The sequence below is a fragment of the Aeromonas sp. FDAARGOS 1406 genome (assembly GCF_019048565.1).
GTDB lineage: Bacteria > Pseudomonadota > Gammaproteobacteria > Enterobacterales > Aeromonadaceae > Aeromonas > Aeromonas caviae.
This window is the reverse complement of record NZ_CP077378.1, coordinates 3,303,402-3,318,620: the sequence shown is the minus strand read 5'-3', so window position 1 is coordinate 3,318,620 and position 15,219 is coordinate 3,303,402. Positions and strand designations below refer to the sequence as shown.

At 62.0% G+C, this 15,219-nt stretch carries 16 protein-coding genes; 8 read left to right on the top strand and 8 right to left on the bottom strand.

The window, feature by feature from the left end; translation table 11 throughout:
• Positions 1-215: 215 nt before the first annotated feature.
• A complete protein-coding gene (gene brnQ, locus I6L36_RS15725; RefSeq protein ID WP_050485178.1) occupies positions 216-1,478 on the top strand; it encodes a branched-chain amino acid transport system II carrier protein in 1,263 nt (420 codons plus the stop codon).
• A gap of 89 nt (positions 1,479-1,567) precedes the next feature.
• Here brnQ and I6L36_RS15720 read toward each other — a convergent pair whose 3' ends face one another.
• Genes I6L36_RS15720 through zur form a run of 3 tightly spaced genes read right to left on the bottom strand, consistent with a single transcriptional unit; the run spans position 1,568 to position 2,710 of the window.
• Positions 1,568-1,795 (bottom strand): hypothetical protein, encoded by a 228-nt coding sequence (locus I6L36_RS15720; protein WP_109112049.1) that lies wholly within the window; start codon positions 1,793-1,795, stop codon positions 1,568-1,570.
• Positions 1,796-1,800: 5 nt separating this feature from the next.
• Positions 1,801-2,262, bottom strand: a complete 462-nt coding sequence (locus I6L36_RS15715) for a chemotaxis protein CheX (protein ID WP_010673043.1) — start codon at positions 2,260-2,262, stop codon at positions 1,801-1,803.
• Positions 2,252-2,710, bottom strand: coding sequence for a zinc uptake transcriptional repressor Zur (gene zur / locus I6L36_RS15710; protein ID WP_042882157.1), 459 nt, complete (start codon positions 2,708-2,710; stop codon positions 2,252-2,254). Before zur ends, I6L36_RS15715 begins: the two co-directional genes overlap by 11 nt.
• A gap of 136 nt (positions 2,711-2,846) precedes the next feature.
• Here zur and dusA point away from each other — a divergent pair, with 136 nt between their 5' ends.
• Together dusA and I6L36_RS15700 are read left to right on the top strand one after the other, a co-directional pair.
• Entirely contained in the window at positions 2,847-3,833 is a 987-nt protein-coding gene (gene dusA / locus I6L36_RS15705) for a tRNA dihydrouridine(20/20a) synthase DusA (RefSeq protein ID WP_109112050.1), read from the top strand.
• Between the two features lie 2 nt (positions 3,834-3,835).
• Complete coding sequence (locus I6L36_RS15700) at positions 3,836-3,985, top strand: hypothetical protein (RefSeq protein WP_080944170.1); 150 nt, start codon at positions 3,836-3,838, stop codon at positions 3,983-3,985.
• Positions 3,986-4,068: 83 nt separating this feature from the next.
• On the opposite strand, the gene I6L36_RS15695 is transcribed toward I6L36_RS15700, so the two are convergent.
• The gene (locus I6L36_RS15695; protein WP_029313758.1) at positions 4,069-4,494 is read right to left on the bottom strand and encodes a hypothetical protein; all 426 of its coding nucleotides are present in this window, start codon (positions 4,492-4,494) and stop codon (positions 4,069-4,071) included.
• A 113-nt stretch (positions 4,495-4,607) separates the two neighbouring features.
• Positions 4,608-4,880 (bottom strand): nucleoid-associated protein HU-alpha, encoded by a 273-nt coding sequence (hupA, locus tag I6L36_RS15690; RefSeq protein ID WP_005305063.1) that lies wholly within the window; start codon positions 4,878-4,880, stop codon positions 4,608-4,610.
• 338 nt (positions 4,881-5,218) lie between these two features.
• Here hupA and I6L36_RS15685 point away from each other — a divergent pair, with 338 nt between their 5' ends.
• Together I6L36_RS15685 and I6L36_RS15680 are read left to right on the top strand one after the other, a co-directional pair.
• Positions 5,219-5,701 carry an Rsd/AlgQ family anti-sigma factor gene (locus I6L36_RS15685; RefSeq protein ID WP_029313757.1) on the top strand — a complete coding sequence of 161 codons (483 nt, stop codon included), beginning with the start codon at positions 5,219-5,221 and terminating at the stop codon, positions 5,699-5,701.
• A 102-nt stretch (positions 5,702-5,803) separates the two neighbouring features.
• Positions 5,804-6,190: a PilZ domain-containing protein gene (locus tag I6L36_RS15680; protein ID WP_029313755.1), complete on the top strand. Its 387-nt coding sequence runs from the start codon at positions 5,804-5,806 to the stop codon at positions 6,188-6,190.
• Positions 6,191-6,243: 53 nt separating this feature from the next.
• Here I6L36_RS15680 and radA read toward each other — a convergent pair whose 3' ends face one another.
• Positions 6,244-7,608 (bottom strand): DNA repair protein RadA, encoded by a 1,365-nt coding sequence (radA, locus tag I6L36_RS15675; protein WP_109112051.1) that lies wholly within the window; start codon positions 7,606-7,608, stop codon positions 6,244-6,246.
• 100 nt (positions 7,609-7,708) lie between these two features.
• Here radA and I6L36_RS15670 point away from each other — a divergent pair, with 100 nt between their 5' ends.
• Positions 7,709-10,084 (top strand): PilZ domain-containing protein, encoded by a 2,376-nt coding sequence (locus I6L36_RS15670; protein WP_109112052.1) that lies wholly within the window; start codon positions 7,709-7,711, stop codon positions 10,082-10,084.
• Positions 10,085-10,140: 56 nt separating this feature from the next.
• Here I6L36_RS15670 and I6L36_RS15665 read toward each other — a convergent pair whose 3' ends face one another.
• Both I6L36_RS15665 and serB read right to left on the bottom strand, forming a co-directional pair.
• Positions 10,141-11,046: an alpha/beta fold hydrolase gene (locus I6L36_RS15665; protein ID WP_043153013.1), complete on the bottom strand. Its 906-nt coding sequence runs from the start codon at positions 11,044-11,046 to the stop codon at positions 10,141-10,143.
• Positions 11,047-11,074: 28 nt separating this feature from the next.
• Entirely contained in the window at positions 11,075-12,079 is a 1,005-nt protein-coding gene (gene serB / locus I6L36_RS15660; protein ID WP_041210929.1) for a phosphoserine phosphatase SerB, read from the bottom strand.
• Positions 12,080-12,272: 193 nt separating this feature from the next.
• Between serB and I6L36_RS15655 the strand changes: the two genes are divergently transcribed.
• A complete protein-coding gene (locus tag I6L36_RS15655) occupies positions 12,273-12,881 on the top strand; it encodes an AhpA/YtjB family protein (RefSeq protein WP_010673032.1) in 609 nt (202 codons plus the stop codon).
• 65 nt (positions 12,882-12,946) lie between these two features.
• Positions 12,947-15,193 carry a PAS domain S-box protein gene (locus tag I6L36_RS15650; protein WP_109112053.1) on the top strand — a complete coding sequence of 749 codons (2,247 nt, stop codon included), beginning with the start codon at positions 12,947-12,949 and terminating at the stop codon, positions 15,191-15,193.
• The last annotated feature ends 26 nt before the right edge of the window (positions 15,194-15,219 follow it).

Sequence of the window (15,219 nt, the reverse complement as noted above, 5' to 3'; positions counted from 1 at the left end):
TTCACATCATTATGCTGACTGCTAAATGAGCGCCCGCTCAAGACCAGTTCAAACCACTGGTCGCGATGAAAAAACCAGCGGGGCTCTTTTTTTTACCCCCGGAAAGTGCCGGTCACTGACAAATAAAAAACTATAACAAGCAATAGTTTACAAGACAGACGAGGTTGAACTTGACGAAATCACTCACATTGTCCGATGTACTCGGATTGGGCTTCATGACCTTTGCGTTCTATCTGGGCGCAGGCAACATCATCTTCCCGCCCCTGGCTGGCTTCATGGCGGGTGAGCACCTCTCCCTGGCCATGCTGGGCTTCCTGGTCACCGCCGTGGGCCTGCCCCTCATCACCATCATCGCCGTCGCCAAGGCTGGCAACGGCTGGGCCGGCATGACCAAGCTGCTGCCGGCCGGCGTGGCCACCGCACTGGCCGTCGCCATCTACATCATCATCGGCCCGGCCTTCGCCGCCCCCCGTACCGGCCTGGTGGCCTACGAGATGGGCCTCAAGCCCTTCCTTGGCGACATGGGACCATCCGGTCTGGCTGCCTACACAGTACTGTTCTTCGGCGTGGCCATCCTGGTCTCCCTGAACCAGGGCAAGCTGATGGATGCCATCGGCAAGTACCTGACCCCGCTGCTGATGCTGCTGCTGCTGACCCTGGCCATCGGTGTCTTCGTCGCACCGCAAGGAAGCATGCCTGCCGCATCCGGTGACTACCAGAGCACCCCCTTCGTGAAGGGCATTCTGGAAGGCTACAACACCATGGACACCCTGGCGTCCCTGATGTTCGGCGCCCTGATCGTCGACCTGCTGCGCCAGAAAGGCATCCATGACTACCAGAGCCAGTTCAAGTACCTGGCCATCGCGGGCATCATCTCCGCCATCGGTCTCTCCGTGGTCTATGTCTCCCTGTTCCAGCTGGGCAACACCGCTGCCGGCGTCGCCACAGACGTGAGCAACGGCGGTGCCATCGTCAACGCCTACGTGCTGAGCCTGTTCGGCCAACCGGGTCAGTTCATCCTGGCTGCCATCATCACCCTGGCCTGCTTCACCACGGCCGTCGGCCTCATCTCCGCCTGCTCCGACTTCTTCCACAACCTGACCGGCATGAGCTACAAGAAGCTGGTCGTGCTGCTGGGTGTCATCTGCGGCGTCGTGGCCAACGTGGGCCTGAGCCAGCTCATCAGCCTCTCCATTCCGGTGCTGGTCGCCATCTACCCGGTTGCCGTGGCGCTGGTGCTGGTCACCTTCCTGAAGGGTTACTTCGGTCGCCCCCGCCTGGTGTTCCGCTCCGTGCTGCTGGTCGCCTTCCTGTTCGGCTGCCTGGACGGCCTGGGCGCCGCCGGCATGAAGATGGATGCGTTCGCCTTCCTGCCGCTGTTTGACAAGGGCCTGGCCTGGTTGCTGCCGACCCTGCTGGCCTGTGGCCTCGGTGTCATGGTGCGTGGCAATGGCAAGCTGGCAGCAGAAGCGGCCTGATAACAGATCTTGACCCAATAAAGAGGCCAGCATTCGCTGGCCTCTTTTTTGTTGGTGCAATCTGGTTCATCCGTTGTGGAGAGCGCTCCTCAGAGTACGGTTGCTGGCTTGGGTTTGCCTGCAAGACCGTACCAGTGATGCTCAAACCGGCCCGCATGCCAACTCAGGGTGCCCCAGGGCTGGTCAGCCTGCCAGCGCGGGAAGTTGATCTCCACGCGGTTGTCTTCGTACTTGTAGAGAGAGGTGCTGATCTCGATATCCGACAGGATAAGCAGCACCACCCCACCGATGACACTCCATTTCAGCATCTTCCACATGGCGATTACTCGAAGCAGATCTCGATGGTGGCACGGCCATACTCCGATTCGAACGGCATCATGATCTTGGCGCCGTCGGCCCGGTGAGTGATGGTGTGATTGGGACCGGAGACGATGACCGGGGTTGCCATGTCGAACTCATAGCCCTTCTCCCCCAGCATGCGTTTGGCGCCGCCCGTCACCATGTTGGTGATCTCGCCCACCATGTCGGTCACTTCCTCGTTGATGGTGGCCGGCGCCTCCCCCAGCATGCGACGCATGATCTCCAATGCCAGCCCCTTCTCGAAGCTGATGGAGAGGGAACCCCGGGTCTGCGGACCCACCATGCCAATCAGGCCGGAGACATCTCCCCGAGCCAGCTCGTCCGTCTTGCGCTTGGGCGCGCCCGGTTTGAGTTCCAGCTGTGCCATGGTGGAGAGCACGTTGAGCAGGGAGAGCAGGAACGGGTTTACAAAATCAGCCTTCATCTTGACTTCCTACGGTAACGGAACAGCGGGCACATTGACCATGGGCTTCTATGGTCTTGTTGGTAATAGTAAAACCATGCTGATGAGCCTGCTCGGAAAAGGCGCCGTCGATGGCGGGATCGTGCAGCTCCACTACCTCACCGCAACGATCGCAGATCAGCAGTTGCATCGGGTGGGCATGGTCGAAGTGGCAGCAGAAGATGAAGGCGTTGAGCGACTCCACCTTGTGGGCAAAGCCCTGTTCGAGCAGGAAGTCGAGCGCCCGATAGACGGTAGGCGGTTTGGCATGAGCCTCGGTCTGCTGCAACTGGGCCAGCAAATCATAGGCACTGATGGCATTGCCGTGGGCGGCAAGCAGCCGGAGCACCTGGCGCCGTGTCGGGGTGAAACGGATCCCGCGCTGCTCGCAGAGGCGTTCCGCTCGTTGTAGAAGTTGGTCTTGATTCATGTTCACGCAGATACCCTGTCAATTAGCCGGATACTATCACAGGGCCCCCAGTGCGCGGCGACAAAATTCATTTTCTGGGGCTGTCTCACGTTGTGATAGAATCCCGCCCCTTGTTTGGCCAACCCGGATGATTTTTATGCAGGCGCAGCGCTTTTCCATCGCCCCCATGCTGGACTGGACCGATCGGCATTGCCGTTATTTCCACCGTCTGATGACCCGCCAGACCCTGCTCTATACCGAGATGGTGACCACGGGCGCCATCATCCACGGCAAGGGCGACTATCTGGGCTACAGCGAGCAGGAACACCCTCTCGCCCTGCAACTGGGTGGCAGCAACCCGGCAGACCTGGCCCGCTGCGCTAGGCTCGCCGAGGAGCGCGGCTATGACGAGATCAACCTCAACGTCGGCTGCCCCTCCGATCGGGTGCAAAACGGCCGCTTCGGCGCATGCCTCATGGGTGAACCCGCACTGGTGGCCGATTGCGTCAAGGCGATGCGCGACGTGGTCAACATTCCGGTCACCGTGAAGACCCGTATCGGCATCGACGATCAAGACTCCTACGAGTTCTTGCAGGCCTTCATCGAGCAGGTAAGGGACGCCGGTTGCGATACCTTCATCGTCCATGCCCGCAAGGCCTGGTTGAGCGGCCTGAGTCCGAAAGAGAACCGCGAGATCCCGCCCCTCGATTATCCTCGCGTCTACCAGGTCAAGCAGGATTATCCGGAACTGACCATTGCCATCAACGGCGGGGTGACCAGTCTGGAACAGACTCTTGAACATCTGCAGCACCTCGACGGGGTCATGATGGGCCGCGAGGCCTACCAGAATCCCTACATTCTGGCCCAGGTGGACAATCTGGTGTTCGGCGAGAACCATGCCGTGCCGAGCCGCCACGAGGTGGTGCGGATGATGCTGCCCTACATCGAACAAGAGCTGGCCAAGGGCAACTACCTCTCCCACATGACCCGCCACATGCTGGGGTTGTTCCAGAACATGCAGGGGGCGCGCGCCTGGCGTCGCCATCTGAGCGAGAATGCCTGCAAGCCGGGGGCCGACATTCAAGTGGTGCTGGACGCCATGGCCAAGGTGCCGGAGTTCGCGCCAGCCGACGCGGTGGAGTGATCATGTACCGCTTCACCGGATCCTGGCTGCACAAGGCCCTGGTGCGTCTGTGTGCCGGCCTGCTCACCATTCTCGGCATCAAGCTCAGCGCCTTCTATTTCATCGGGCTGCTGATCGTGCTGGGGCTGCACCGGGACCAGATCCTGGGCTAAGCGCCCCACGCTCCCGAACAAGAAAAAGCCGGCGCCCCTGCGCCGGCTTTTTTGTCACCACGGAGGTGACCCGACAGTCTAGCTTACTCTTCCTGAACCATGAACTGGAGTTCAGGGGGAGAAGAGGTCAGCACATCGGCGCAGTAATCCCAGGTCGAGATGCGGTAGTGCTGCAAATCTTCATCCAGGTGCAGTCCATCGGATTCCTGATGGAACCAGCTGGCGAAACGGGACGGGGTGATGAGCTGGATCTGCTCCTCGATGACGTGGCTGTCACGCCCCTCCGCCAGATCGCAATCCTCCATCACCCGCACCGCGAAGATGTGGCGAAAACTCACCCGGCACAGGGGCAACGGAGGCAGATCGATGCTGCGAGCACGCCCCAGCATGACGGTCAGGGTGTCGCTCCAGATATCCTGATGCAGTTCGGCCACGACCAGGCCGGGAGGGAGTTGACGAGAGGGAGCCCAAGGGACGGCTACCTGCCGAATGGCATTTTTCTGTTCCATATCCACCTCGCTACAGCGCATGCCATATCCTGAGTGTATCTGAAACAAATTTTGACGAAGATGGCAAGAAAAAACCCGGCACAAGCCGGGTTTCATTTGATTACAAGACGATCTTATTTGACAGCGTCTTTCAGCGCCTTGCCAGCCACGAAGGACGGCACATTGGCGGCTGCAATCTGGATCTCTTTACCGGTTTGCGGGTTGCGACCGGTACGGCCCGCGCGATGGTTGACCTTGAAGGTACCAAAACCCACCAACTGAACGGCATCGCCCTCTTTCAGGCTCTGGGTAATACCATTGATGATCTCTTCCAGAGCGACTTTGGCCTGAGCTTTGCTCAGGTCTGCTTTGGCGGCAATTGCATCGACAAGTTGAGCTTTGTTCATAACATTTCCTTTATGATCGGGCATTTAGCACCGGGCCACTCTATTCAAAAAAAAACACTCAGGCAAAGGCTTTATCAGCCGGATTGGCTTGAATGCTGGGGTTTTCATCAAGATCTGCGGAAATAGTCACATATATCGCCCCCTTGTCCCCTGGATGGGCGACAGGATGCGAAGTACCGGTGGGGAGAGGCATGCAAATCCCCGCCTGATGTAACAATATCCCTACACTCCTATTGACGGTCAACTGGATTTTCCCTAGTTATAGGAGTGTCGTCAGTCGATGAGAATGACCGAAGGCATGCGACCCGAGAGCCGCATGTCATGCCCATGGAGGGACTATGTTAACTGAACTGGAAAAAACCAAGCGCGCACTGGCAGGCAAGCACAGAGCAATAGATGACTGGCTGGATGCCAGACAGGCGTTGCTGGTCGAGTACATGCGGCTGGCAGGCCTCATGCCCGCCAAGTGCAAGCAACGCACCCTCCCAGGTCACGTCGAACTGCAACGTTTTTGCGAACAACTGGTCGATTACGTCAGCGCAGGCCATTTCGAGATCTACAACCATGTCGTCACCGCCTTTGAGCAAGCCAGCGGGGACAAACTGGAGCTGGCCAAGCGCATCTACCCCCATATCCGTGCCTGTACCGAATTCGCGCTGGAGTTCAACGACAAGTACAGCAACGCCGACGAAGCCCAGTTGCTGCAACTGGACGAGGATCTGAACCAGCTCGGCCCCGTGCTGGAGGACAGGTTCAAACAGGAGGATCGGCTGGTCAAGGCGCTGCAGGTGGTGGAATCCCTCAGCCATCAGCAGGTCTGATATTCAATATCGGAGCCAGTTCAATATCCTGGCGTGCCAGCTGGATTACACTCTGCAACATGAAGAATGAGCATCTTGCTCGCACGCAGACCGGAGACGACCATGGCCGAGCGCCGCCACTTTACTCGGATTTTCTATTTGACCGCCGCCAAGCTCACCCAGGGTGAACACCAGTGGCGCACCCAGCTGGTCGATGTCTCCCTGCAGGGAGCCCTGCTGCTCAGACCCGAGGATTGGGTCGCCAGCGAGGACAAGGAGTACGAAATCTGCTTCGTGCTCGGGGGCAGCGACATCGAGATCAAGATGCAGGTCGAGCTGACCCACGAAGCCAGCAAGAAGCTGGGGTTTTACTGCCACCACATCGACATCGACAGCGCCACTCACCTCAAGCGGATGATCGAGCTGAACATCGGAGAGGAGCAACTGCTCCATCGCGAGCTGGAGCAGTTGCTGCAAGAGCACCGAGACCACGTCCCCCCCGAATCCTGAGCGGGCGGGCAGAAAAACAAAGGAGCGTTCATACGCTCCTTTTTCATGGTTGGTTACAGGGCCTCGAGGGCATCGGAGAGTTTCTTCACCGGCACCACCTCCATCCCCTCGATGGGATGTTTGGGCGCATTGGCATGCGGGACGATGGCTCGGCGGAAACCGTGCTTGGCCGCCTCCTGCAGTCGCTCCTGACCCGAGGGCACGGGCCGTATCTCGCCGGAGAGCCCCACCTCGCCAAAGACCACCAGGTCCTTGGGCAGGGCCTGATCCCGGAAGCTCGACACCATGGCCAGCAGCAGCGCCAGATCCGCGCTGGTCTCCTCGACTTTGACGCCACCCACCACGTTGATGAACACATCCTGATCCGCCATCTGCAACCCCCCGTGACGATGCAGCACCGCCAGCAGCATGGCGAGACGGTTGTGGTCCATCCCCACCGCCACACGGCGCGGATTGGAGAGCTGGGAGTAATCCACCAGCGCCTGCAACTCCACCAGCAGGGGGCGCGTGCCTTCCCAGATCACCATGACGATGGAGCCCGGAGCCTGCTCCTCCCCGCGGCTGAGGAAAATCGCGGAAGGGTTGCTCACCTCCTTCATTCCCTGCCCGGTCATGGCGAAGACCCCCAGTTCGTTGACCGCACCGAAGCGGTTCTTGTGGGAGCGCAGGGTGCGAAAACGCGAGTCGTGCCCGCCATCCAGCAGCACGGAGCAGTCGATGCAGTGCTCCAGCACCTTGGGGCCCGCCAGGGTGCCGTCCTTGGTGACGTGGCCCACCATGAAGATGGCCACATGATTCTGCTTGGCATAGCGTGTCAGCAGCGCCGCCGACTCCCGCACCTGGGAGACGGAACCCGGCGCGGACTGCACATCCGCCACGTGCATCACCTGGATGGAGTCGATGACCATGATCTGAGGCTGCTCCTGCTGGGCGATGAGACAGATCTGCTCGACGCTGGTCTCGGACAACATGCGCAGCTTGTCCGTGGGCAGACCCAGCCGACCGGCCCGCATCGCCACCTGTTGCAGTGACTCCTCACCGGTCACATAGAGGGTCTTCATGCGCTGCGCCAGGGCGCACATGGTCTGCAGCAACAGGGTCGATTTGCCGGCCCCGGGGTTGCCGCCGATGAGAATGGCCGAACCGGGGACCACGCCGCCACCGAGTACGCGGTCCAGCTCCTTGAAGCCCGAGCTGAAACGGGGGATCTCCGTGGTGGCGATCTCCGCCAGGGTCTGCACCTGGCTCCCGACCGCGCCCGCATAACCGGTATAGCGAGCACTCTTGCCGGGTGTCGTCACCCCCAGTCGCACCTCGGTGATGGTGTTCCACTCCTTGCACTCGCTGCACTGGCCTTGCCAGCGGGTGAAGTCGGCTCCACATTCGGAACAAACATAGGCGGTTTTGTTTTTGGCCATGGATAACTCGGGGACAGGATGAATTCCTGCTTGATATACTTGTTTGCGACCGGCAGATCAAACCCAGAATCGGAAAAGTGACTTTCCGCGGCAGGAATACATGGATTCAGAACAACCACTACATCTGATAGAACAACTTGTCCCCCTGCTCCGGGAAAAGGACTTCGACGAAATCTTCAACCGTCTGACCCAGAACGAAAATACCAACAGTCGGTTCCTGCTGAAGATGGAACTCAAACGCAAGTGCACCCCCTGTCGGCGCGTCATCGACATGCGCAACGAGCTGGGCGCCCTCTGTCAGGTGCATGAGTTCGACGGGGTGACCCACTTCATGCCCGCCGAGGCCATCGAGCTGTTTCAATCCCAGTGCTACCTCTACCGGGACAGCTACACCCTGGGGGTCTACGAGGCGCTGCAAGCCTGGTACAAGCTCAACCAGGGGCGCAGCGACAATCTGGCACTGCCCATCAGCCCGTTTCGTCCGTTCGATGTCAGCGCCATCCCCTTCGCCAGCCATTACGGGCGACAGGAAGAGCGCATGCACTTCAGCTCTCCCATGGTGCTCCAGCTCGCCAACGGCGAGAAGATCCTCGCCAAGAGCTCCGACATCTCCCTCGGCGGCATCCGGGTATCCGTGCCCTATCTGCCCGACTACCAGACAGGCGACCTGATAGCCGTCTTCTTCACCGGACTGGAACGCGATCATCCCCATCCCCTGCTGCGTGACCCGGTCAGCTACCAGATCCTGGGGGAGGAGAGAAAAGAGGACAAATTCTGGCTCAGGCTGCTCAAGAACGGCGAGCATCCGGTGTTTGACGAGTTCCTGCGCGACTTCATCGAGCGCAACCGCAGCCGCTATCGCGTCAGCGTCGACTACCTGCTCTCCGCCGCCGTCATCAAGGGGTATGAGCAGTTCTATCTGCCGCGCATGACCGGCATGCCCCTCTATTTCGGCAAGGGCAGCATCCCCGCCCTCGAGATCGCCCTGCGCACCGAGAACAACCAGCACATTCTCGAATACTGGCGCGACGCCAAGAACCGCGACATGCTCGCCAGCCTCTTCACTGCGGCCCGCATGCCCTCGTTGCTCCCAGGCAAAGAGGGGCTGCGCGAGACGCTGATCTACAGCTTTACCCATGCGGTACGCAGCCACCTCTACTTCTTCTCCGCGACCCGGGAGGAGCTGGAACAGAGCGGACTGACCGCGCTCTTCTTCCAGATCGGCGCCCGCCGCCCTAGCTGGCGGGTGTACAAGTTCAGCATGGAAGCCTGCACCCTGCGGGAGGCCGACCTCGACAACCCCCAGGGCGGGGCGAGCCCGTTGCAGGACAGGCTGCTGCGCGAGCGCCTGGCCCAGCTCGGTTACGTGGGCATGCTGCAGGAGATAAACCTGGACAACCAGCGCGACGAGTTCCAGCGAGAGACCAGCCAGGAGCCGCTCAACGCCAACGCCTTGCAGCGCTTTGGCCATGACATCCATGCCGCCCCCTTCGAGATAGAGACGCTGCACTATGTGCAACTGCGCAAGGAGGCGCGCTACATGCACAAGACGGCCATCGTCTTGCATCACAAGGAGCGATCCTGGGTCGGCTGGACCCGAGACATCTCGGCCCACGGCATGCAAATCGAGCTGGAGGAGCCGTTCGACGGGGAGAAGGGAGACATCATCACGGTGGCTCTGCCCCGTTTGCAGGAGCTCGCCAGAAACATGGACCTGCAACGCCTGCCCTATCGGCTGGTCAGCCTCAACCTGAGCAGAACCGTGCTGCATCTGTGCATCGAGGGGACGGCTGAGCGCCATACCGGCCACCAGTTCTTCAGCCTGCTGATCGAAAGCAACCAGAACAAGCTCAAGACCACCCGGGAGTTCAATCGCTATCACGGCATGGCCAGGGCGCTGCGCAACCTCTACACCCACCACCTGTTCAACACCCCCGTCTATGTGAACAAGCTCAAGGCCGCACCGAAACTGGCCGCAGCCGGCCTCTCGCCACAGCCACGCAGCCTTTCCCGTCTGCTGCGCATCTGTGCCGAGCAGGATCAGCAGTTGAACCTGTATCCCCTGTTCCAGGGGGCACTGCTCAAGGCCCTGCTGCTCAATCCCCTGCGCGCCATCGAGCGGGAAGACAAGCCGGAAGAGGAGGAGGTCTACATCGCCGCCCTCCACTCCCAGGGGGGAACCCCCCTGTTTCGCAGCCACCTGGCCAGCAGCTTCAGCTCACCGGATCAAAAGCGCCGCTTCATCGAGCTGGCCCGGCAACAGGGAGAGTTCTATTCGGTACTGGTGGGTATTTCGCGCACCGGCCGCCCGGACACCAGCTTCATCGCGGGTGAACTGGACTACATCGCCAAGTTCGCCATTCACAAGGCCAAGAAGCTGGAAGAGGAGCTCTGGAGTGTCGTGGGCGTGGGTGAACTGACCGATACCACCGAGGCGACCCTGTTCCGCCTTGGCATACCATCCGGGCCCCGCTAGCCAGCAGGGCAGGGAGACAACAAAAAACGGGCACGCAAGTGCCCGTTTTTTGTCTATCAGGCAGCCTGGGGGTTGCGCAGCCAGGCGAGGATGTCGGGGAAGTGATCCTCCTGTGCCTGGGGCGCCGTCAGCATGTTGATGTGGTCGTAATCGAGCCGGTTGCCGTTGTCCCGCCCAAGACGGGTGTGGCGGGCAGCCGATCCCATCTCGTCGCTGAAGCGGCGCACGTCGACGGGGTGGCCAAGTACCTTGTCCGCCTTGGCGGAGATCATCCAGAGCGGGGGCCAGTTGACCCGGCTCGCCGCCTCGTCATAGGCGAAGCCGTCAAAGGGGTCCAACCAGGGCCCGCACTTGACCCAGGGGATGGTCTCCTGCAAGTAGCGCAGGGGCTCATCATCGGCCCCTATCTTCAACCGGCGGGCGGCCAGAAACCCCCGGCGGCGCGCCAGCCAGGGGGCGAGCCGGTTCCAGATCAGATCCACCTTCAACCAGCGCTCCGGGTTCTGCACCGAGACCCCCCGCTTGGTGCCGAAGAACACCAGGCTGGCAACCTGCTCCGCCAGCTCGGGGAAGCGCACCAGGGTCGAGGCCATGATGACGCCGCCCCAGGAGTGGGCCATCCAGTGCACCCGGGCACCGGCATGGCGGGCCGATACCCAGCGCTGCAGGGCGGGCAGATCCTCGGTGATCAGCTCATGCTGGCCGTGGCCGGCCCGCTCGGCGATGGTCGGTGTGCTCAGACCCCGACCACGCAGATCCGCCACATAGACCTGATACCCGTGGCGAGCCAGAAAGCAGGCAAGCCCCTTGCCCGATTCGGTGTAGAAGATGCGGCCGTTCTCGATGGCCCCGTGCACCATCAGGATGGGGTCGGCATGCACCGCGACACCGGGCTGGATATGGCGCACATGGAGTCGATGCTCACCGCAGGGGACAAACAGGGATTGCTGTAACAGTTCCATCTCGTGATCGGCTCCTCCTTGAGCGGGATCAGCACCAGCGTCGGTCGCGACAAGCCAGGGCGCCGAGCAGGCAGAGCACCCCTTCCAGATCGTGGTGATTGAGGGTCGCCGCCGCCTGGGCACGTACCAGGGGTTTGGCATGAATGGCAATGCCAAGCCCCGCCACCGCCATCATCTTGAGATCGTTGGCACCATCGCCGACCGCAACCGTCTGGGATGCAACCACCCCGTACTCCGAGGCCAGCTGTTGCAGTGCTTCGGCCTTGGCGGCGGCATCGACGATGGGGCCGCTCACCTTGCCGGTCAGCAAGCCCCCTTCCACCGCCAGCTCGTTGGCGAAAATGGCATCCAGACCCAGAGCACGCTGCAACTCGCCGGCAAAGCGGGTGAAGCCACCGGAGGCGATCGCCACCTTCCAGCCAGCCTGCTTGAGGGCATCGACCATGAGTGGCAGGCCCGGCATCCAGGGCATGTCGGCCGCCACCTCGTCGAGGATGGTGACCGGCGCCCCTTCCAGCAGCGCCACCCGGGCACGCAGACTGTCGGCAAACTCCAGCTTGCCCTGCATGGCCGCCGCGGTAACGGCCGCCACTTGCTCACCGACCCCGGCCAGCCGCGCGATTTCGTCGATGCACTCTATCCTGATCGCGGTGGAATCCATGTCCATCACCAGCAGACCGGGCTCACTCAGGGTAGGCAGGGCGGCCAGATGACACAGGTCGATGTCCCACTCCTGGGCTTTGAGCGCCTGCACCAGCTCGGGGGAAAAGCGGTTGGTGCCAAGCAGCAGCAGCGGAATACCGGCCTGCTCCCCTGCGGGATAGAGGCTTGACTCAAGCCCCAGGGCATCCAGCTGCTGGGCCAGGCGGGCCAGATGACCGGCCTCCAGCCCCTTGCCAAACAGGACAATCCAGGCGCTGTCGTGGGCGTTGGCCGCGGGCAGCAGGGCTTCGTTGGTGAGCTGCCAGCAGGGGGCACAGCTCAGGGCCCCGGACCAGTCGTGCAGGGAGCGGGGAAGTTGGGACAACAACATAAGAGAGACGCCTTCCTTGGAAATCATGGGGTTCATCATGCGGGCCCAGAGTAGCGTATTGCTTTTTGTACAGGCAAGCGCCAAGATCCCGCCTGCGGTGCGGGCAGACATGGAAACAGACCACCCTGTTTCCCGCTTCGCGGCACCGGGGCACCAGCCAGCCCCGCTCATCCATTACCAGAGGCCCGGTTCTGTGCGTCATCTTCCCATCAAACGTGTTGTCAGCCTGGCGGCGGGAGTCCTGCTCGGTCTCTGGGTGCTGGTGCTGCTCATCCACATGCAGGGAGAGAGCCAGGCCGCCCTGCACGCGGCGGCACGGGACAGGGCACAGGCGCTGGTCGCCTATGCCGCCCGGGACATGCGCCGCTGGATCAAGGAGGATAAGGAGAGCGAACTGGAGAGACTGGCGCAGGATCTGGCCGCCGAGCCTGACATTCTGGATGTCACCCTCTATGACGCCCGCGGCATTCCCCTCGCCCAGTCGGACAACGCCCTGCCGCTGGACAGTCTGCTGCCCATCGGCAGCGACAACAAATCCCTGCCGGAGCAGGGCAAGGGGCGCATCCAGTTCGTCCAGGAGATCCAGGACGGAAACCTGACCCTGGGCTATCTGAGGATCACCCTGGAAGAGCAGAAACTGCTGGCCGCACAAGATACCCATCTCAAGGTCAACCAGGAGAAACAACGCCTGATGCTGCTGGTGATGCTGCTGGCCGGCCTGCTCATCTCCTACGGGGTGCGTCGCAACTACATGCGGGTGCGCAAGCACAAGAAACAGAGCAAACCCGCCGCTCCGCAATAAGCGGGAGTGGATCACATCCTCCGGCTTGTATATAACACTGGCAAGATCACTGGCAGGAGAGCCACATGATTGCCCCCCCCTTGCCGCTGGATGAACACAGTCGACTGGAACGACTGCGCATCCTCGGCCTGCTCGACCACGAGCCCATCGATCAGCTTGATCGCCTCACCCGGCTCATCACCCGGCATTTCGCACTCCCCATCGCCATGGTCTCCCTGACCGACGTGAACAGGCAGTGGTTTCTCGCCCGCACCGGGGTCGATATGTGCGAGATCAACCGGGAGCACTCCTTCTGCGGTCATGCCATTTTGCGCCCCGACATCATGCAGGTACCGGATGCCAGACGGGATCTCCGCTTTGCCGACAATCCGCTGGTGACCGATGATCCCGGCGTGGTCTTCTACGCCGGCCGCCCCCTGCGCGCCCTTGATGGCGTGGTGCTCGGCACCCTCTGCCTGGTGGACCATGTGCCGCGCCATCTCGATGAAGAGGCCTGCCGGGATCTCGACGACTTCGGCCGCCTGGTGGAGAACACCCTGCACGATCTGGAGCGGCGCCACCAGGTGCGCACCCTCAACCAGGTGCTGGAAGACAAGGAGCACCTCTTCACCCTCACCTTCAACCAGTCGTCGGTGGGCATGGCCCTCTCCTCCCTCGAGGGGAAATGGCTGAGAGCCAACCCGGGGCTGGAGCGGCTGCTCGGTTACAGCGAGCACGAGATGCTGAGCCGGACCTGGCTCGCCATGACCCATCCCGAAGATCTGCAACGGGAGCAGCCCCTGTTCGATGCCCTGATCGCGGGGCAACGGCAGGATTACCGGCTGGAGAAGCGGATGATCCGGGCCGATGGCACCCAGTGCTGGGTCCAGCTCAGCGTGACCCTCTGCCAGAGCCGCACCATGGCTCCCCACATGATTGCCGTGTTTGCCGACCTCACCGAGCGCAAACAGGCCGAGGCCGAACTCGTGCGGCTGCAGCAAGGGCTCGAGCAGCAGGTGCAGTCACGGACCCGGGAGCTTTCCCGCACGGTGGAACAGCTGCATCAGGAGATGCGCGAGCGCGGCGCCATGCAGCAGCAGCTGTGGCAGGAGCAGCACCGCTTGCAGCACATGCTGGAGCACACCAGCAATGCCTTCCTCGAGCTCGATGCCGATTTCATCATCACAGGCTGGAACCCGGCCTCCACTACCCTGCTCGGCTGGCACGCCGACGAGATGCTGGGCCGTCCCCTCTTCGGGCTACTCGGCGCCGAGCATCCCCTGCTGAGCCTGTCAGGCAACCCGCAGAGTCCGCCACGGCGGCTGGAGTGCGACATCATCACCCGCACAGGCCGGCACATCCCGGTCGAGGTGATTGCCGAGCGTTACCAGTTCGACGGCAAGGTGCGCATCGCCCTGTTTTTGCACGACATCACGGCCCGCCGCCAGGTGCTCGCGGAGATCGAGCGTGGCCGTGCCCGACTGCGGGCCATCACCGATGGCCTGCCGGTCACCATCAGCATGGTGTCGCCCGAGGGGCGTTACCTGTTCGCCAACCAGGCCTATTGCCGCTACTTCGGGCTCGATACCGAACAGATGCGGGAAATGAGCGTGCGGGACGTCATCGGCGAGGAGGCCCACGGCAGGGCCATGGCCTATGTGGCAAAGGCCCTCGCCGGTGAGCAGGTGAGTTTCGAGCACCGTTTCGATCTGCCCATAGGCCGACGCGACCTCAGGATCACCATGATCCCGAGCCGGGGCGACGAGCCCGGGGTCTACATCCTCGGCAGCGACATCACCGAGTTCAAGGCGCTGCAAAGCCAGCTGGAACACGAGGCGGCTCACGACCCCCTCACCGGCCTGCCCAACCGACGCGCCTTCACCCTGCGCCTCTCCCGGGAGCTGGAGCGGGTGCGCCAGAATGCCGAACCCCTGGGCCTGCTGTTCCTCGATCTCGACGGCTTCAAGGGGATCAACGACAGGCTGGGACACCACGTCGGCGATGCCCTGTTGCAACGCTTCGCCCAGGTGCTGAGTGCCGAGGTGCGCCCGGGGGACATGGTGGCGCGCCTGGCCGGCGACGAGTTCACCATCATACTGCCCGCCCTGCGCCAGCCGGAACTGGAGCTGCCCGCCCTGTGCGAGCGGCTGCTGGCGGCCATGGAGGTTCCTGGGGACGTGGCCGGTCACCGGCTGCCCCTTGCCGGCAGCATAGGAGGCGCCCTCTGCCACTCGGGCCAGTATTGTCACATCGACGATCTGCTGCACCGGGCCGATGCCGCCATGTACCGGGCCAAGCAGTCGGGCAAGGGGCGCTTCGCCCTCGATCTCTGACCGTGCTTCGCAAAAATGCAAAACGG